This is a genomic window from Dokdonia sp. MED134 (genome assembly GCF_000152925.2).
GTDB lineage: Bacteria > Bacteroidota > Bacteroidia > Flavobacteriales > Flavobacteriaceae > Dokdonia.
This window is the reverse complement of sequence record NZ_CP009301.1, coordinates 2,855,880-2,873,974: the sequence shown is the minus strand read 5'-3', so window position 1 is coordinate 2,873,974 and position 18,095 is coordinate 2,855,880. Positions and strand designations below refer to the sequence as shown.

At 40.2% G+C, this 18,095-nt stretch carries 17 protein-coding genes; 11 read left to right on the top strand and 6 right to left on the bottom strand.

The window, feature by feature from the left end:
* Positions 1–76 precede the first annotated feature (76 nt).
* Entirely contained in the window at positions 77–3,055 is a 2,979-nt protein-coding gene (gene secDF / locus MED134_RS12765) for a protein translocase subunit SecDF (protein ID WP_038599802.1), read from the top strand.
* A gap of 218 nt (positions 3,056–3,273) precedes the next feature.
* Here the strand turns inward: secDF and MED134_RS12760 are convergent, their stop codons facing one another.
* The 3 genes from MED134_RS12760 to MED134_RS12750 all read right to left on the bottom strand — a co-directional run bounded on the left by MED134_RS12760 (position 3,274) and on the right by MED134_RS12750 (position 5,909).
* Positions 3,274–3,915 (bottom strand): 7-carboxy-7-deazaguanine synthase QueE, encoded by a 642-nt coding sequence (locus MED134_RS12760; RefSeq protein ID WP_038599799.1) that lies wholly within the window; start codon positions 3,913–3,915, stop codon positions 3,274–3,276.
* A gap of 90 nt (positions 3,916–4,005) precedes the next feature.
* The gene (locus MED134_RS12755) at positions 4,006–5,163 is read right to left on the bottom strand and encodes an MFS transporter (RefSeq protein WP_038599796.1); all 1,158 of its coding nucleotides are present in this window, start codon (positions 5,161–5,163) and stop codon (positions 4,006–4,008) included.
* Between the two features lie 122 nt (positions 5,164–5,285).
* Positions 5,286–5,909 carry a hypothetical protein gene (locus MED134_RS12750; RefSeq protein WP_038599794.1) on the bottom strand — a complete coding sequence of 208 codons (624 nt, stop codon included), beginning with the start codon at positions 5,907–5,909 and terminating at the stop codon, positions 5,286–5,288.
* A gap of 185 nt (positions 5,910–6,094) precedes the next feature.
* Here MED134_RS12750 and kynU point away from each other — a divergent pair, with 185 nt between their 5' ends.
* The 10 genes from kynU (at position 6,095) to MED134_RS12700 (ending at position 15,206) form a co-directional block, all read left to right on the top strand.
* Positions 6,095–7,357, top strand: a complete 1,263-nt coding sequence (gene kynU / locus MED134_RS12745) for a kynureninase (protein ID WP_038599791.1) — start codon at positions 6,095–6,097, stop codon at positions 7,355–7,357.
* Positions 7,357–7,974 (top strand): FMN-binding negative transcriptional regulator, encoded by a 618-nt coding sequence (locus MED134_RS12740; protein ID WP_038599789.1) that lies wholly within the window; start codon positions 7,357–7,359, stop codon positions 7,972–7,974. The genes kynU and MED134_RS12740 overlap by 1 nt, the downstream gene beginning before the upstream one ends.
* A 49-nt stretch (positions 7,975–8,023) precedes the next feature.
* Positions 8,024–9,424 carry an FAD-dependent oxidoreductase gene (locus MED134_RS12735; protein ID WP_038599786.1) on the top strand — a complete coding sequence of 467 codons (1,401 nt, stop codon included), beginning with the start codon at positions 8,024–8,026 and terminating at the stop codon, positions 9,422–9,424.
* A gap of 15 nt (positions 9,425–9,439) precedes the next feature.
* The gene (locus tag MED134_RS12730; protein WP_038599783.1) at positions 9,440–9,892 is read left to right on the top strand and encodes a RidA family protein; all 453 of its coding nucleotides are present in this window, start codon (positions 9,440–9,442) and stop codon (positions 9,890–9,892) included.
* Positions 9,893–10,122: 230 nt separating this feature from the next.
* The gene (locus MED134_RS12725) at positions 10,123–10,440 is read left to right on the top strand and encodes a GIY-YIG nuclease family protein (protein ID WP_038601267.1); all 318 of its coding nucleotides are present in this window, start codon (positions 10,123–10,125) and stop codon (positions 10,438–10,440) included.
* Positions 10,441–10,584: 144 nt separating this feature from the next.
* The gene (locus MED134_RS12720) at positions 10,585–12,027 is read left to right on the top strand and encodes an aldehyde dehydrogenase (protein ID WP_038599780.1); all 1,443 of its coding nucleotides are present in this window, start codon (positions 10,585–10,587) and stop codon (positions 12,025–12,027) included.
* A gap of 58 nt (positions 12,028–12,085) precedes the next feature.
* Positions 12,086–12,865, top strand: a complete 780-nt coding sequence (locus MED134_RS12715; RefSeq protein ID WP_038599777.1) for an SDR family oxidoreductase — start codon at positions 12,086–12,088, stop codon at positions 12,863–12,865.
* Positions 12,866–13,327 carry a DUF1648 domain-containing protein gene (locus MED134_RS14795; RefSeq protein ID WP_052084237.1) on the top strand — a complete coding sequence of 154 codons (462 nt, stop codon included), beginning with the start codon at positions 12,866–12,868 and terminating at the stop codon, positions 13,325–13,327.
* A 79-nt stretch (positions 13,328–13,406) separates the two neighbouring features.
* On the top strand, positions 13,407–14,498 hold the full coding sequence (locus tag MED134_RS12705) for an amidohydrolase family protein (protein WP_038599774.1): 1,092 nt from the start codon (positions 13,407–13,409) through the stop codon (positions 14,496–14,498).
* Between the two features lie 66 nt (positions 14,499–14,564).
* On the top strand, positions 14,565–15,206 hold the full coding sequence (locus MED134_RS12700; RefSeq protein ID WP_038601263.1) for an O-methyltransferase: 642 nt from the start codon (positions 14,565–14,567) through the stop codon (positions 15,204–15,206).
* Positions 15,207–15,317: 111 nt separating this feature from the next.
* Here the strand turns inward: MED134_RS12700 and MED134_RS12695 are convergent, their stop codons facing one another.
* From MED134_RS12695 to MED134_RS12685, 3 genes are all read right to left on the bottom strand, one after another.
* Positions 15,318–16,862 (bottom strand): S8 family peptidase, encoded by a 1,545-nt coding sequence (locus tag MED134_RS12695; RefSeq protein WP_038599771.1) that lies wholly within the window; start codon positions 16,860–16,862, stop codon positions 15,318–15,320.
* Positions 16,863–16,984: 122 nt separating this feature from the next.
* Positions 16,985–17,542, bottom strand: coding sequence for a phosphatase PAP2 family protein (locus MED134_RS12690; RefSeq protein ID WP_038599768.1), 558 nt, complete (start codon positions 17,540–17,542; stop codon positions 16,985–16,987).
* The gene (locus tag MED134_RS12685; RefSeq protein ID WP_035327726.1) at positions 17,543–17,824 is read right to left on the bottom strand and encodes a twin-arginine translocase TatA/TatE family subunit; all 282 of its coding nucleotides are present in this window, start codon (positions 17,822–17,824) and stop codon (positions 17,543–17,545) included.
* Between the last annotated feature and the right edge of the window lie 271 nt (positions 17,825–18,095).

Below are 18,095 nucleotides of genomic sequence, written 5' to 3'. Positions count from 1 at the left end.
TCAATTAATTATTTATCAACCTTCAGAGATTTTGGTTTACAGTAAAACCACCTTTTCTGAACTCAAACAAAGTAAAATGCAAAATAAAGGACTCATTAGAGTTTTTGCGTTAATTTTTGGTCTGGTATGTTTATACCAACTATCATTTACGTATTTAACAAACAAAACAGAAGACGAAGCAAAGGCTTATGCCGTTGCACAAGCGCCTACAGATGCAGATGCACAAGATCGCATAGAGCGCACGTACTTAGACAGCATAGGAGCAAATCCTATCTTTGCTGGCATCACTTATAATGATGCAAAAGAGAAAGAACTTAATAAAGGTCTGGATCTTAAAGGAGGTATCAACGTGATACTTCAGATATCTATACGTGATATCTTAGGTGGTCTTTCTAACAACAGTACAGACCCAGCTTTTATCGCAGCACTAGATGCTACAGATGAGGCGCAAAAAGATAGCCAAAACACTTACTTTGAAGATTTTGTAACAGAATTTGAAAAGCAGGGTGGGCAACTAGCTTCTCCAGACATCTTTGCAAATGTTGTTCTAGAGGACAAAGTAAACACAGGAATGAGCAACTCTGAAGTTGCTACAGTTCTTGAAGGTGAAATTAAAGAAACTATAGGCTCTGCTTTTGAAACGTTACGTAATCGTATTGATAAGTTTGGAGTTACACAACCTAACATACAGTCTCTAGGAGATAACGGTCGTATACTTGTTGAGCTTCCAGGAGCAAAGGATATTGACCGTGTGAGAGGTCTTCTTGAAAAGACAGCGCAACTTGAGTTTTATCAAACTCATTATGCTGGTGAAGTACTTAACTACCTTGTAGGGGCAAATGAAACATTAAGAACTCTTGTTGCTGCATCTGAGAAAAAAGAGGCTGCAGTTGCTCAAGACAGCACACTAGATGATAATGTATCTGACCTACTTAAAGATGTAGATGAAGAAGAAGAGGAGCAAGATTTTGGACCATTATTTAAAGTCTTTAGTCCTAATCAGCAAGCAGTTCAAATGAGCTCAATTCCAACTGTAGGATTTGCGGCTGTAAAAGATACAGCAACAATAAACTCTTACTTAAGAAACCCAGCAGTTATCAAGCAGCGTCCAGCATCTTTACGTTATGCAAAGTTTGCTTGGGGGGTACCAGAAGAAGGTGCAGATATTGTAGGTCTTTATGCACTTGAGTCTAACAGACAAGGAGCGCCTTATATGGACGGAGATGTTGTAAACGACTCACGCCAGCAATTTACACAAACACAACAACCATCTGTAGGTCTTGATTTTGAAGGACAAGGGGTTAACCAGTGGGCAAAACTTACTCGTGAGGTTGCTCAAAAAGGAAATGCTATCGCTATTGCACTAGATGGTAATGTTTACTCTGCAGCAACAGCTCGTCAAGAGATTAAAGGAGGTAGCACAGAAATCTCTGGAAACTTTACAGTAGCAAGCGCACAAGATCTTGCAACAGTATTAAACGCAGGTAAACTTCCTGCATCTGCTAAGATTATTCAAGCAGAAGAAATAGGACCATCATTAGGTCAAGAGGCTATTAATTCTGGTATCTTATCATTCTTAATCGCACTTTCACTAGTACTTATCTGGATGGTATTTTACTATGGTAAAGCCGGAGGATTTGCAGATATCGCACTTGTAGTGAATATCCTTTTCATCTTTGGAGTACTTGCAGGTCTTGGAGCTGTACTTACACTTCCTGGTATTGCGGGTATCGTACTTACTATAGGTATGTCTGTAGATGCAAACGTACTTATCTTTGAGCGTATTAAAGAAGAGATACGCAAAGGGAAGTCTCAAAAAGATGCTATCAAAGACGGTTTTAACAACGCACTTTCATCTATTCTTGATGCAAACATTACAACGTTCTTAACAGCACTTATCCTTTTCTTATTTGGAACAGGACCGGTACAAGGATTTGCAACTACGCTTATGATAGGTATTGCAACATCACTTTTCTGTGCAATCTTTATCACACGTCTATTTATAGATGGATACGGTAAAAACGGAAAATCTCTCGAGTTTGCTACAGGTATGACTAAGAATCTATTTGTAAACAACAATGTAGACTTCTTAGGAAAACGTAAAATCGCTTACGCTATCTCTGGAGTACTTATCGTAGGAGGTCTTGCTGCTTTATTAACAGGAGGTCTTGACGCAGGTATTGACTTTGTAGGAGGTCGTACGTATACAGTACGTTTTGATCAACCTATGAATGCACAAGAAGTAGAAGATGCACTTGTTGCAGATTTTGGAAGTGCAGATGTAAAAACTTTTGGAGCAGATAATCAATTAAAGATTACTACAAAGTACCGTATCGATGAGACAGGTACAGATATTGATGCTCAGGTTGAGCAGCAACTATTTACATCACTTACACCATTCTTACCTAGCGGTATGAGCTATGCAGCTTTTGCAAAGTCTACAGATGATAAGCAGGTAGGTAAAATGGAATATTATATGGTAGGTCCTACTATTGCAGATGATATTAAGAAAGGAGCACTTTTTGCCGTAATCGGTTCATTAATTGTGGTATTCTTATACATCTTATTACGTTTCCGTAGATGGCAATTCTCTCTTGGAGCTGTAGCAGCAGTTTTCCACGATGTATTGTTAGTACTAGGTGTATTTGCAATATTCAAAAACATAATGCCATTTGATATGGAGGTAGATCAGAACTTTATTGCGGCTATTCTTACCGTAATTGGGTACTCTCTGAATGACACAGTGGTAGTTTTTGACCGTATACGTGAGTACATTAAAGAGCACGGTTCTACTAGAGGATTTGGTAAATTAATTAACCAAGCACTTAACAGTACATTAAGCCGTACACTTAATACGTCTGTAACTACATTAATCGTACTTCTAGCGATCTTCTTCTTAGGAGCTCCATCTATTAGAGGATTAATGTTTGCACTTATTGTAGGTGTGATCGTAGGTACATATTCTTCACTATTTATCGCAACTCCTGTAATGTTTGACACAGTACAGAAGAAAGGATTAAAGGAAGAAAAAGAAGAGGAAGAAGTAGAAGCATAAGCTTCTAAGAAACTCAATAAATAAAAAATCCGCTACTGAGAAGTAGCGGATTTTTTTATGCGCTTTCGCGAAAATTAGCTGTTAGTAAATATAAAGTTGCTGGATAATGGACAATGAAATTTTTAGTAAAGCTGTACAGAAACTGTTAGACTACCAACTTGATCATCTCCGTAACAGTATCCCTTGCTTATAGCATATCGCTTAAAGCTTTAAGCCTACTATGGAATATTCAAATACTTATGTGTCTGTAAGCTCACCTTCCACTTTGGGTTTTTCATCACATAATCTACAATGAGTGGCACCATTTTATCACGCACAGACCATTCTGGCTGTAAGTATAGAATACAGTCCTCACCCACTTGTGTCGCGTGCTTCTCTGCAAAGTCAAAATCTGACTTATTAAAGATAATCACCTTCAGTTCATTTGCTTTTTCTAAAACAGAAGCCTTAGGCAACATACGTTTTTTAGGAGAAAGACATATCCAGTCCCAGTCACCAGAAAGCTCGTAAGCTCCAGAAGTCTCAATATGAGTTGTAAGTCCTAGGGACTTTAATTTTTTAGTAAGCGGGTTCATATCCCACATAAGCGGCTCACCACCTGTTACCACAATTGTATCTGAGTACTTTGCAGCATTTTCGGCAATGGTATTTGCATTTGTAGGGGGGTGTATTGCAGCATCCCAACTTTCCTTCACATCACACCAGTGACACCCCACGTCACAACCACCTACTCGTATAAAGTAAGCTGCTGTTCCTTTATGGAATCCTTCTCCTTGTATGGTATAAAATTCCTCCATAAGCGGAAGCATCTCACCAAGGTCTATTTGTGCTTGTAATGAATCTAGGGCCTGTTTTGTCATAGCGTGCAAAGATAGATAATACTACTAGATTTAAAACTATTTACAATAACTGTCTACTTTACCTTAACATACGTATAGCTATAGTTGGAGTTAATTACGCTTTCGCGAAAGCGTAATCCCGATAATCATCGCCAGTAATGCTCCACCACCTAGCACCGTAAAGCTCAGCTTGAGACTTGAAAAATCTGCCAAAAATCCCACCAATGGTGGACTCGCAAGAAACCCTATAAAACCAGCTCCCGCAACAAACGAAATACCGTCTGCGCTGTTTACTCCCTTTGCTTTCCCTGCAAGTCTAAGCAACTCAGGAATAATCACAGAAAAGCCGAGCCCTATAATTGCAAAGCCTACAAGAGTGACATAGGTAATAGTTGAGAGTACCGCTAGGTAGCCTACAACCGCAAGAAGAGCACCACCTATGATAATTTTGAACGATCCAAAACGCTTACTCACCCCATCACCAAAGAAACGCCCTATCGCCATAAACAGTGAGAAAAGTAAAAACCCCATTCCTGCAGTTTTTTCTGTAGCCACTTGCACAATATCTTCTAGGTATAGTTTACTCCACTGCTCAATGGCTCCTTCGCTGCCCATAATTATAAGAGCTATAATGGTAAGACCTAGCAGAGGTTTGAGTAAATTGAAATTAAGTGTCCCGTGACTGTCATCTATAGGTGTTCTATGAGCTATATAACTTTTGCATAGCCACAAGTTTGTGACAATGACCAGAATTGCAGCTCCCATACCGTGATAAACAGGCACCTTAACAAGGTCTATTATAAAATAACCTATCACTGCGGCAATTGCTCCTCCTATAGAAAAGAAACCGTGAGAAGAACTCATAATATGCACATCATCTTCGGTTTCAATATCTGAGACGAGCGCATTCATTGCTATATCTGTAAAACAAGAAAATAGCCCTACAGAAAACAAGGAAACACACAGAAGTGCATAAGATGGCGCAATTAATGGCATTAAAAACAATAATGAGAAGATAATAATACCTGCTACTGTAGCTACCCCTACTCCCACTCGCTTTATAACGCGAGAGGCCACCGTGAGCGACACGAGACTTCCTAACCCCATACAGAATAAAGCTACACCTAGCTCACCATCATCTATTCCTAGCTTTTCTTTTACTCTCGGGATGTAAAGCACCCAAGTACCTAACATAATATTGAGAGATGCAAAAACCCAAGCGGGTGCAAAGTATCTTTTTCTAGATAGTATGAGAAATAGAGAGTTCATCTCTCAAAAGTAAATCATCTTATATCTCAAACCACAATAGCGTAAGAATTTGTACGCAAACGTTTTATAATAAAAAGGTCTCCCATATTGAGAGACCCTTTATTATAATATGTCAGTAATATTTACTCTTGAACTGTTACATTTTTCCACTTTCCACCACCAAAGTAAAACCCTAAAGAGATACCAAAGTACCCATTCTTTACAGCACCAAACTCATTATTATTAAGGTCACGTAATTGACCCTCTGGCGCAAAATTATACTCTGCAGCAAGTCTAAACTTAAAGTAGTCAAAACCTACTCGCAACATCCCTCCTAAACCACCATCGGTTTCTATATTATTTGCCTCGTCATATTCATCAAAATCGGCAATAACGTTTGCACTAGAAACATATCCTATCCCGGCACCACCAAATACTGCAAAAGGTGACCCATCTTTATGGTAAAAGTAATAATCTATTGTACCTAAGTATGATCCATAAACAGTAACGACATCTGTTTCAAAAGCGTTAATTTCATTAGAAGGACTTGTTAACTCGGCAAGTGCCGCACCACCTATTCTAAAACCTACATTTATCTTTTCATCTATTGACCATTTAGGTTCCAGATTAAATAAAACACCATCTCCATATTCATTTCCCGCAGCATAACCAAGGCGTATATCAAATCTAAATTTTTCTTTTTCTTGTGCAGTAACCTGTGTATAGCAACCTGCAATTAGTAAAAGTAGTACAACTAGTTTTTTCATAAAGTTTATTATTAAATGGTCCACAAATATAAATAACCTCGGCTCTCAACGTAAGAAAAACTCAGTTACATATTACAATTTAAATGTGCTGAACATTTAGGCTGCTTCATAAGCCTTGTAAGGCATTTTCTCCCTTAAAATCATTATTTTTAGACAAGCAACAGTTCTTCAAGAAAACAGCATATATGGTGTATGAAAATAATCTCGCTTTCGCGAAAGCGCAAGACGAAAAAGATCCCCTTAAAGAGTACCGTAATCACTTCTACATACCAGTAGACAAAGAGGATAACGAACTTATCTACCTCTGCGGAAACAGTCTAGGCTGCCAGCCAAAATCTGTCGCACAATACATAGAGCAAGAACTCAATGACTGGGCAGATCTGGGTGTTGAAGGGCATTTTAAAGAAGTAACTCCGTGGATGTCTTATCACGAGGAACTCGCAAAACCTATGGCACACATCGTAGGTGCAAAACCTAGTGAGGTAGTGATAATGAATACGCTCACGACAAACCTTCACTTGATGATGGTTTCGTTTTACAATCCTACGCCATCACGTCATAAAATCATTATAGAAAGCGACGCTTTTCCATCAGATAAGTATGCGGTAGAAAGTCAGATACGCCAGCGTGGATACGATCCAGAGACGAGCCTTATACTATGGCAACCTCGAGAAGGAGAAGAATTATGCCGTTATGAAGACCTAGAAGCACTTGTAAAAGAACACGGCGATAGCGTTGCGCTATTACTCATAGGTAACACAAACTATTATTCTGGACAGTACTACCCTATTAAAAAAATCACAGACTTAGGTCATAACAACGGCAGCAAAGTAGGCTTTGACCTTGCACACGGAGTGGGTAATATTATGCCAGACTTACACGAGAGCGGTGCAGATTTTGCCGTGTGGTGTACTTATAAATACCTCAACAGCGGTCCAGGAAGTCTAGGGGGGTGCTTTGTACACGAGCGCCACCATACAGATAAAAATATACAGCGATTTACGGGCTGGTGGGGACAAAACAAAGACACACGCTTTAATATGCGTAAAGGCTTTGACCCAATTCCAACTGCCGAAGGCTGGCAATTATCAAATCCTCCTATCCTCAGTATGGCAGCGGTAAAAGCGAGCTTAGATATTTTTGAGGAAGCTGGTATGAGCAACATACGCGCAAAATCTGAAAAACTCACTGGTTACCTAGAGTTCTTAGTAAACGAGCTCAACAATGAGCACATCGCTATCATTACACCTAGCGATCCAGCGCAACGTGGGTGTCAACTAAGTATTCAAGTAAAAAATGCCGATAAGAGTTTACACAAAAAACTAACCGAAGCAGGAGTCATCTCAGACTGGCGTGAGCCAGATGTAATACGCGTCGCTCCAGCACCGCTTTACAATAGTTATCAAGACGTATTTGAAATGGTAGAACGACTCAAAAAGATACTGTAATGTATATCCCTGAGATTTATAAAAATGAAAAACCAGAGGAGATACGCAGTTTCTTAAAAGAAAATGCTTTTGGGATTCTTGTCACAAATCTTGACGGAAAATCGTGTGCAACACACATCCCTTTAGAATTATCAAAACGCCCAGACGGCACCGAAATCATACACGCACACATCTCAAAAATGAATGAGCAAGTTGCTCATCTCAAAAATAGCGCAGAGGCGCTCTGTATTTTTAATGGACCTCACAGTTATATTTCGGCTAGTTGGTACGACTTTGAAGAAGTATCCACCTGGAACTATACGGCCGTACAAGTGAGAGGTAATGTGCGTTTACTAGATAAGGAAGGTACTTATAAATCCATCAAAACATTGATGGATAAGTATGAAGCTCCGCAAAAAAATCCAATAGATATGGATGCGCTTTCTGAAAAGACATTGCGACAAATAAACGGCGTCGTGGCATTTGAGATCGAAATTACGAGTATTGAGGCGGTAAAAAAGATGTCACAAAACAGAAACGACAAAAATCACGCTGCTGTAGTTTCTAGCTTACGCGAAAATGGAACTCCAAACGACAAAGCCGTCGCAGACGAAATGGAGTGCTTGAGAAATAAATAACATTCAAACAGTACTAACGGAGAAATCACGCTAGTACTCACAATATAATATGGCAAAACAAGAACACATACTCATTATAGGCGCAGGCCTTTGCGGTTCGCTTCTAGCATTACGTATGGCGCAACGTGGTTATAAAATCACCTTGATGGAAAAGCGTCCAGACCTAAGAGCCGTACATCAAGATGCTGGTAGAAGTATCAACCTAGCCCTATCAGACAGAGGTTTAAAAGGAATACGCCTTGTAGGTCTTGAAGATCGAGTAAAAGATTTGTGTATCCCTATGAATGGAAGGATGTTGCACGACAAAGAAAGTAACACGCTTTTTAGTCCGTATTCTGGACGTACAGATGAATACATAAATTCTATCTCACGTACAGACCTCAACATTATGCTACTCAATGCGGCAGATGAGTATGATACCTTACAAGTTCACTTTAACCAGGCGTGTACAAACGTAGATCTTAAAAATGCTACGGCAACCTTTACAGATTATCACACAAAAGAAGAGCAAACCATCACTGCAGATATTATTCTAGGAGCAGATGGTGCAGGATCTGCAGTGCGTAAAAGTATGTATATGAGTCGCGACTTTTTATTCAGCTTCTCGCAAGATTACTTAGGTCACGGCTACAAGGAACTCACCTTCCCTCCTGACGAAAATGGCGGATACCGCACCGAAAAAAATGCCTTACACATCTGGCCACGTGGTCGTGATATGATCATTGCTTTGCCTAACCTAGATGGGAGTTTTACTGTAACGCTATTTATAGATTATGAAGATGCACCAGATAGTTTTGCTTCACTAGATAGCCCAGCTGCAATTACAGAATACTTTACACGCCAGTTTCCAGACGCTATCCCTATGATGCCAGAACTTGTAAAAGAGTATGAAGAAAATCCTGTAGGGCCGCTAGGTACTATAAAATGCCACCCGTGGAGTGCTTTTGGAAAAACCTGTATTCTAGGAGATGCGGCACACGCCATTGTTCCATTTTATGGGCAAGGGATGAATGCCAGTTTTGAAGATGTGGTAGTTTTTGACGAGACGCTAGATGCATTTGGCGATCAAGGATGGGAGAAGGTATTTAAAGAATTTGAAAAAACCAGAAAACCAGATACAGATGCCATTGCAGACCTTGCGGTAGATAACTTTCACGAGATGAAAGAACACACGGCTCACCCTATGTTTCAAGAAAAGAGAAAGCTAGAGACACAATTTGAGAAAGAATTCCCAAAGGAGTATTACTCAAAATATAGTTTAGTAACTTTCAACGAGGCGATAGGATACAAAGAGGCAATGACCCGCGGTAGAGCACAAAACAAGGCTATTTTAAACCTACTGGATGACGGATTGCTACCTGATTCTCTTTCGCTTAAAGCGAAATTAAAAAAAGTACAACAGGCTACAGAAGACATCTTGCACGACGATGCCATAGCCGGAAACATATAACAAAATCATATACCTATGAGTGATAAAGATTTAGACCTACGTTTACAAGGCGATCCTTTTAATGAAAAGAAAGTGACACCTAGAGGAGCTTATCCTCATATTAAAAGAGCTGGAGACTTTCTATTTGTCTCGGGCACCAGCAGCCGCAAGTCAGATAACACCTTTGCAGGCGTGCACGTAATAGACGAGATGGGCACAATGCACCTTGATATCAAGGAGCAAACCAGAGCCGTACTAGAAAACATAAAGAAAACACTCGCAACCGCAAATGCCACGATGGAAGATGTGGTCGATGTTACGTCATTTCTTGTTAATATGAATGATTTTGGCGGTTACAACGAAGCCTACGGAGAGTTTTTTAATAAAGAAACTGGTCCTGCAAGAACCACCGTAGCCGTACACCAGCTACCACACCCGCATCTGGTGGTTGAAATTAAGGTAATGGCTTATAAGCCGATTGAACAATAGAAGCAATGTCCCTTCGAGCATAGTCGAGAAGATGTCCATTGGCTAGAAATTCTGAAAGTGTCTCTTCGAGCGCAGTCGAGAAGTTGTCCCTTCTAGCACGGCCGAGAAGATGTCTTTTTAAATAAAGTCGAAATGATGTAATTTCAAAAGCAGTCGAGAAGATGTCCGTTCGAGCGCAGTCGAGAAGATGCCCGTTCGAGCGCAGTCGAGAACTCAATGAACCTAACCTAATGAAAACCTATTATGTCTATATGCTTAAATGTAATGACAACCTGATTTACACAGGTGTTACAAATGATATAGCGAGACGTTATGAAGAACATCAACAAGGACGAAATAAGAGTAGTTTCACATACAAGCGTCGCCCAGTCACATTGATTTGGCACGAAGTATTTAATGATATAGAGCAAGCAATTACTTTTGAAAAGAAGCTCAAAAAATGGAGTTCAAAAAAGAAATTGGCTCTCGCATCTGAAGATTATGATATGATTCAGGCGTTAGCAGAATGTAGGAATGCGAGTCATTTTAAATATAATCCTGACAGTTAGTTCTCGACTGCGCTCGAACTGACAAGAGAAATTCAGAGCCAGATCAAGAATTAGTTCTCGACTGCGCTCGAACTGACAGGGAAACTCGACTGCGCTCGAAATGACAGCAGAAAAATGTAGAGATCCAACTGATAAGAAAAGACAATGAACATCAAAAACTACATAAACGGCGACTATAGAAATCCAGCATCAAATGATTGGTTAGATAATTATGAGCCAGCTTCTGGTGAGGTATATGGTCAGATCCCTAATAGTAATGCGCAAGATATTGAGGAGGCTACCGCTTTCGCGAAAGCGGCATTCCCGCAGTGGTCGAGCACCACACTTGATGAGCGCAGTCGCATCTTGATGAAAATTGCAAGTGGCATTGAAGCTAGACTTGAAGAACTTGCGCTAGCCGAAAGTCGCGATAATGGGAAACCGGTTTCACTAGCAATGGCCGTAGATATCCCTAGGGCGGCGAGTAACTTTCGATTTTTTGCAAATGCAATCACTCAGTTTTCGGCAGAGAGTCACGAGAGTGTGGGAATGAACGCAATGAATTTTACCCTACGTAAACCCATAGGCGTTGTAGGGTGCATAAGTCCGTGGAATTTACCGCTGTATCTCTTTACCTGGAAAATCGCTCCTGCTATAGCCGCTGGCAATTGTGTGATTGCAAAACCTAGCGAAGTCACTCCTATGACGGCTTACCTGCTAGGTGAGATTTGTACAGAGGCTGGACTTCCTCCTGGTGTTCTCAATATTGTGCACGGACTGGGACACACAACGGGACAAGCTATTTTAGAACATAAAGACATCAAGGCGATAAGTTTTACGGGAGGTACAAAAACGGGAGCGCATCTCGCAAAAACGTGTGCCCCTATGTTTAAAAAACTATCGCTAGAACTAGGAGGCAAAAACCCAAATCTCATTTTTGCCGATTGTAATTATGAGGATATGCTTGCCACAACCGTGAGAAGCTCCTTTGCAAATCAAGGGCAAATCTGTCTTTGTGGAAGTCGCATTTTTATAGAGCGATCTATTTATGACCGATTTAAAAGTGATTTCATTTCAAAAGTTAAGGAGTTAGTCGTGGGACATCCATCACGAGAGAAAACAAACCTAGGAGCACTCGTTTCAAAATCACACCTTGAGAAAGTAGAGGACTATATTCGTAACGCACAAGGATACGGAGGTACTGTTCTTTGTGGTGGTAAGCGAGTAACCGTTGCAGGATATGAGAATGGCTATTACTTAGAACCTACGGTTATTGAGGTGAATAGTAATGACTGCAAACTAAATCAAGAAGAGATTTTTGGACCTGTGGTGACCATAATGCCTTTTGACACCGAAGAAGAAGCTCTTGAACTAGCAAACGGAACAAAATACGGACTCTCTGCAACAGTTTGGACACAGCAACTTGACAGAACAATGCGTTTAAGCAATTCACTTGAAGCTGGTATTGTCTGGGTGAATACGTGGATGAATCGTGATTTGCGCACACCCTTTGGCGGAGTGAAAGCTAGCGGCGTGGGTCGTGAAGGCGGCTTTGAAGCGCTTCGATTTTTTACTGAAGCAAAGAATGTTTGTATAAAATATAATTAGAAGATAAAATTAGAGCTCACTCGGACAGATTAGTTCGCTACGCTCGCAATCACATACTATGAAACTAAATCTAACTAATAAAAATGCACTCGTCTGTGGCTCTACAGCAGGGATCGGACTAGCAACCGCTATGGGTCTGGCAGAAGAAGGTGCAAACGTAACCCTTGCTGCTCGTAAAGAAGAAAAGCTCAAAAACGTTATCGCACAGTTACCTAATAACGGTTCACAAAAACACAGCTATGTGGTGGCAGATTTTACCAATCCGCAGGAGGTGGCAGCTGCTGTTTCGGCAACGGGCAATGTATATCACATATTAATCAATAACACAGGTGGCCCTCCAGGCGGACCGATTGTGGATGCAGATGTTACCGCTTTCGCGAAAGCGTTTACACAACACTTACAAACCAATCACTTATTAACACAAACCGTACTCCCAGGGATGAAAGCCGAAGGATATGGACGTATCATTAACGTGATTTCTACCTCTGTAAAGCAACCGCTAGATGGTCTAGGCGTGAGTAACACGATACGTGGTGCAGTAGCAAACTGGAGTAAAACAATGGCAAATGAACTAGGGCAATACGGCATCACCGTAAACAACGTGCTTCCTGGCGCAACCGCTACTGGTAGACTCTCTGAGATTATAGAAAACAAGGCAAAAAAGACAGGGAAATCTATAGAAGAGGTATCACAAACTATGGCAAACGCTTCACCAGCAAAACGTTTTGCAAAGCCAGAAGAGGTTGCAAATGCAATCGTTTTTCTAGCTAGTGAAGCCGCTTCATTTATTAATGGAATAAATGTCCCTGTAGATGGTGGGCGCACAAAAAGCTTGTAGATGGATATTAAAAAGATTTTTTGGATACTAAGTTGGCTCGTGGCGGGAGTTACCTTTGCGATGATTCTGATACATTATGGGGACATTCCAGACGAGGTGCCTATGCACTTTGATGCGACTGGCGTGGTAGATAGATATGGTTCAAAAAATGAACTTTTTATCTTACCCATACTTAGCGTCTTACTTATCTTACTATTCCAGTTTATGACAGGCAAGTCTATAAAGGTGAATAAGCATAAACAAGGGGTTAAAAATGAGGCACAGGTTACGGTTACAAAAACCTTTATGTCACAAATGGCGCTTTATTGCACCCTTCTTTTTGGGTGGCTGGTATATCAATCTATGGCAGTTGCCGTGGGTAAACAGACGGGATTAAGCAGTTATTTTTTGGTTGCAACCTTTGGCGGTTTTATTATACTACTCGTCTTATATTATATACAACTTAAGAAGGTAAAAGAGTAAGGCGGTACTCATATAATAATTGTATTTTTAAAAACACAACAGCGATTGCGTAGTACGCTTTCGCGAAAGCATACTCAATATGTCACATAAAAAACTTCGCATAAACGGTCACTCTCACCTACTTCCCTACCCTGAGGAAATTCCTCAGTTTATGAAAGACAAAGGGATTTTTTGGGTAGACAAAGACCGAAAGTTTATGCTCCAAAAAGACTGGAGCAGACCTGTGACAGATTCTAGTTTTTTCTTGCACGAAAAACTGGAGTGGATGGAACGCAACAAGGTAGATCACGCGGTAGTACTTAACCTCTCGCAACTTTATGGAAACGGACTGCGTCTAGAGGAAATGAAACAAGCACTTAAGTTTCAGAACGACTTTAATGCACGAGTGCAACAAGATCACCCAGATAAATTTACAACTGGTTTTGTGGTACACCCAGGATTTGTGCGTGGAGCATTATGGGAGATTGAGCGATGTGTAGAAGTGCTAGGTATGGATTTACTATGCTTACCTACACACTATATGGATACCATCGGGACGTGGCGATGTATTTTTGATGAAGAAAATGAACCTATTTTTGAACTTGCAAGTAAGTATAATCTCGCAGTAGAGATTCACCCGTATGATGGTGAGAAGTTTATAAAACTACAGAATACAAACTGGCGTTTTCACCTCATCTGGATGCTTGCACAATGTGCAGATGCTTACCACTTTCTTACACTTAATGGTTATGCCGACAAGTATCCAGGTATGCGTGTGTGCTTTGCACACGGTGGCCAACTAGCACAAATAAATCTAGGGAGACGTATACAAGGTTTTGACGGAAGACCAGATCTTTTTAAAGGAAAAACACACCCACGTAAATCTGTGGGGCATCCTAATATCTTTTTTGACACCCTAGTACACGATACAAATTCGCTTAAAATGGTGATAGAAAACCAAGGAAGCAAGCAGGTGGTTATGGGACTTGATGATCCATACCCGCTGGGTGAGATGGAAAGCGACAACCAGAGTAGTTATCCTGGTAAGATATTAGATCTTGCTTTAGAACGTGACATCATTAATGCTACCGAGTATGACCAGATATGGGATGATAATGTTGTGCGCTGGCTATATGGAGATGATGAGAAGCGCAAGGAAGCTTTTAGGAAAAGAATATTAGGCGAAAAATAAATTATTGCATTACCTAGACCTATCTCAAAAACGATGGGTAATTTTGCCCTTTCAAACTTATTTATAATGCATTTTTTACCAGAGGAACTTGATGATTATGTGGTTGCCCACTCGGCGCAAGAACCAGCTCATCTCAAAGCGCTTACAAAGGAAACCTATCAAAAGATACTACAACCACGTATGCTTTCTGGTGCGTATCAAGGTAGAGTGCTTAGTATGATAAGCAAGCTAGTAAACCCAAAAAACATTCTTGAGATAGGTACTTTTACAGGCTACTCTGGCTTATGTCTCGCCGAAGGTTTACAACAAGAAGGCTCTCTACACACCATAGATATCAAGGAAGAACTTGTAGACTTCCAGCGCAAGCATTTTGACGCTTCGCCTTACGGATCACAAATTACACAGCACCTCGGTCAAGCGTTAGATATCATTCCAACCATTGACACTACTTTTGACCTCGTTTTTATAGATGCAGATAAACGCAACTACATTAATTACTATAATGTGATTATTCATAAGATGAACAAGGGTGGCATTATCCTCTCTGATAATGTGCTCTGGAGCGGCAAAGTGGTTGAACCACTTAATGAGAAAGACATAGACACTAAAGTGTTACTGGAGTATAACAAGCTACTCAATGAAGACAAACGTCTAGAGACCGTTCTATTACCTATAAGAGATGGACTTACGGTGAGCCGTGTGAAGTAGTATATTACTGGTTTTAAGTACGCTTTCGCGAAAGCGTAATTCTAGATATCAAAAACAAAGGTCTCATTGATGATTACAATGAGACCTTTGATATTCAAAATGACAACCTATTTACTGTACAGCTTGGTAGGCATCTATATTACCATAACCGTACTTACTACTCGTATTACCATATAAGTCTGATGACTGGCGAAGTCTATTAAGAACTTGCTGTCTTGACCAGTTAGGGTATTTTGACCAAACCATCGCTGCAACTCCAGCCATAGTTGCTGTAGCTACAGATGAGCCACCTACATAATCACGTTGCCCCTGGTTAAAACCTATCACTGGTGTTGTTCTATCATCATTACTATCGCGTTCCATCACGATTGTAAATTCTATCTCGTTACCGTCGTGGCAAATATCACACTCTCTATAACCTCCAGACCAGTCTGTCACTCCTGTCACTGCAATAGCCTCTGGCATACTTGCTGGAAAAATAACTGGATACCAGTTTGTAGCACTGGTGCTTGTACCGCCTGCAGCAAATATGAGTTTACCACGACTATATGCATAACGTACAGCATCTCTTACATTACCTATACTCCAAGGGTAACCTATAGACATTGAGATAATATCTACATCACTCCTATCTGCAAGTGCTCGTAATGCGTTAGACACACCTTTGCGCTCGTGATAATCATTTAGAACTACATCAGATGTTCCTCTATACATTACAAGATTTGCATCATAAGCTACTCCAGAAGGAAGGCCATCGTTGTTACGAGGTCCTGCAGCCACTCCTGCCATACTTGTACCGTGACCACAGCGGTCATTAGGTCCATCTAGATTATTAGACCACCACCAGGCAGAGTCTATATAAGTTCCATATTTTTCTACTGTTCTTCCGTTTATAGAAGCTCCATCTCCAAAACTGTTACCCAGCAATGGCTGGTTAGGTGAAAGACCAGTATCTATAATACCTATGGTGATACCTGCACCACGAGAGCGCCCCCAAGCGCTGGCTATATTGTGACGATCAAACGTCCAAGGTACTAGTGCTCCAGGCCATATACTTCTATAATCTGCACTATTAAGGCTACTACCACTAGTATCACAACCTGCGCTGCGTGTTTGAGTAGGCGCCGGCTTTGCTCCTTGTGGAGTAGTGATGTCGTAATAAGAATAACCGTTAGGTTCTAAATACCTCACTCCATCTGAGGCTAGGAGCTCTCTTATAGTTTCTAATTTTGTGACCTCAAGATCTACGACATTAAGAACCTCATCTTCTTTTACTCTGAAATCTTTTTTATCAACTTGCTCACTACTTTGAACCAAATCCATAAGACCGAGCCTTGTGGCATCAAGGCGATCGTTTTTTTCTGTTCTAAAGCTTTCACCTTTTTCACCATAACCTATGGTAAGAACTTTACCTCCGTGTACTGTGGCACTCCAAAGTACATTGGCCGGGACTTCACTCCAAGAGAATGATTGTTTTTCATAAAATGACTGGTTGATTAAGGCGTTAATCTCTTCGATAGTTAAGAACGCGTCTGAATCTTGAAGGTTAACTTCTACATTTTCTGTAATAAGGTCTGACGCTTCGTCTTGATCTTTTGTACAAGAGAATGCCGCAAGAAGGCACAGTCCAAGTACTAAGGAGTTAGCTTTTTTCATATTGATTGGGTTTGTGTTAAAATCACCTCAATTTATTAAAAAATTAATAATTATGCGTGCATAATATTAAAATCATAATTTTTTATATGAAATTTTAAAGAATACGTTTTTGTTGGTAACAATTAAGCCTTTAACAGCAAGCGCCTACCTAGATATTTCCAAAAAACAAAGCCTATAGTAGTTCCTACAAGTGCCCCTACAAATATGTCGCCCGGGTAATGGACTCCCACGAGAATACGACTCATAATAAAAAGTAGTGGCCAGATATAAAATAAATACACCCACTTAAACCTTGATCGCAATGCCAGTACAACAAATGTGGTTATTGCAAAAGAAACAGCTGCGTGACCGGAAAAAAAGCTAAAGTTACCCGGAGTTTGTAATACCCGTATAAGCTCTGAAAGTTCTGTATTATTATTAGGCCTCAATCTACCTACTGTATTTTTTACAAGTTCTGTAAGACCTAGTGTCGTGACAAAAACTAAGAGTGTAATACCTACACCCATAAATGCCTTGCGGCGTGTGTAGACTATAAAAAAGAGAATAAAAAAGAGAATGTAGAGCGGTGTCCAGTGCTCAATCTTGGTGACAAAGATCCAGAAGGCATCATATTCTTCTATACCCAGACTATTAAGGTATATAAATAATGACCTATCCCATTGCTGGAGTTGCTCCCACATCTAGAGCGATCTTTTAATAGGCCCCGTGATGTCATTTATATCTTCCTTTGCCTTATCTATTTCTTTCTTGATATCCTTAGTTACATCAAGATCTATATCGTTACGCTCTGCAGTTTTAGTTATTTCAGATTTGATATCATTTGTAGCGTCTTTAATCTGACGCATACCTTTCCCTAGACCACGTGCAATTTCTGGAACTTTATCTGCACCAAAAACCATAATCACTATAAAAATAATGAAGGCAATCTCGGTACCCGAAATAAAAAGAGGTAAGCTTATCATAGGTTGCAAAGATATTTAATAGCAATATGGTTTAAAAGCTTTATATAATATTATTGAGTCTCCAAAAGTTGTGTTTCACGCTTTCGCGAAAGCGTAACTACTTCCCCTCACATTTATGATACATTAAACTGTACATACTTGCTAAAGTTTAAACTACTGATAATATATAAGTATAAAAACCAGTGTTTTGTGAGGTTTGAAAAAGCGCCTTAAGCTATAACTAAAAAACCACTTAAAAAAAACTTTAAGATTTTTGTAACATTTTGCAACT

Bases quoted from the DNA above. Each gene is read 5' to 3' on its own strand.
- MED134_RS12725 (WP_038601267.1), top strand. From the start codon at position 10,123: ATGAAAACCTATTATGTCTATATGCTTAAATGTAATGACAACCTGATT.
- MED134_RS12700 (WP_038601263.1), top strand. From the start codon at position 14,565: ATGCATTTTTTACCAGAGGAACTTGATGATTATGTGGTTGCCCACTCG.
- MED134_RS12750 (WP_038599794.1), bottom strand. From the start codon at position 5,909: ATGAAAAAACTAGTTGTACTACTTTTACTAATTGCAGGTTGCTATACA.
- MED134_RS12705 (WP_038599774.1), top strand. From the start codon at position 13,407: ATGTCACATAAAAAACTTCGCATAAACGGTCACTCTCACCTACTTCCC.
- MED134_RS12690 (WP_038599768.1), bottom strand. From the start codon at position 17,542: ATGTGGGAGCAACTCCAGCAATGGGATAGGTCATTATTTATATACCTT.
- MED134_RS12760 (WP_038599799.1), bottom strand. From the start codon at position 3,915: ATGACAAAACAGGCCCTAGATTCATTACAAGCACAAATAGACCTTGGT.
- MED134_RS12715 (WP_038599777.1), top strand. From the start codon at position 12,086: ATGAAACTAAATCTAACTAATAAAAATGCACTCGTCTGTGGCTCTACA.
- MED134_RS12685 (WP_035327726.1), bottom strand. From the start codon at position 17,824: ATGATAAGCTTACCTCTTTTTATTTCGGGTACCGAGATTGCCTTCATT.
- MED134_RS14795 (WP_052084237.1), top strand. From the start codon at position 12,866: ATGGATATTAAAAAGATTTTTTGGATACTAAGTTGGCTCGTGGCGGGA.
- secDF (WP_038599802.1), top strand. From the start codon at position 77: ATGCAAAATAAAGGACTCATTAGAGTTTTTGCGTTAATTTTTGGTCTG.
- kynU (WP_038599791.1), top strand. From the start codon at position 6,095: ATGGTGTATGAAAATAATCTCGCTTTCGCGAAAGCGCAAGACGAAAAA.
- MED134_RS12735 (WP_038599786.1), top strand. From the start codon at position 8,024: ATGGCAAAACAAGAACACATACTCATTATAGGCGCAGGCCTTTGCGGT.
- MED134_RS12730 (WP_038599783.1), top strand. From the start codon at position 9,440: ATGAGTGATAAAGATTTAGACCTACGTTTACAAGGCGATCCTTTTAAT.
- MED134_RS12740 (WP_038599789.1), top strand. From the start codon at position 7,357: ATGTATATCCCTGAGATTTATAAAAATGAAAAACCAGAGGAGATACGC.
- MED134_RS12755 (WP_038599796.1), bottom strand. From the start codon at position 5,163: ATGAACTCTCTATTTCTCATACTATCTAGAAAAAGATACTTTGCACCC.
- MED134_RS12720 (WP_038599780.1), top strand. From the start codon at position 10,585: ATGAACATCAAAAACTACATAAACGGCGACTATAGAAATCCAGCATCA.
- MED134_RS12695 (WP_038599771.1), bottom strand. From the start codon at position 16,862: ATGAAAAAAGCTAACTCCTTAGTACTTGGACTGTGCCTTCTTGCGGCA.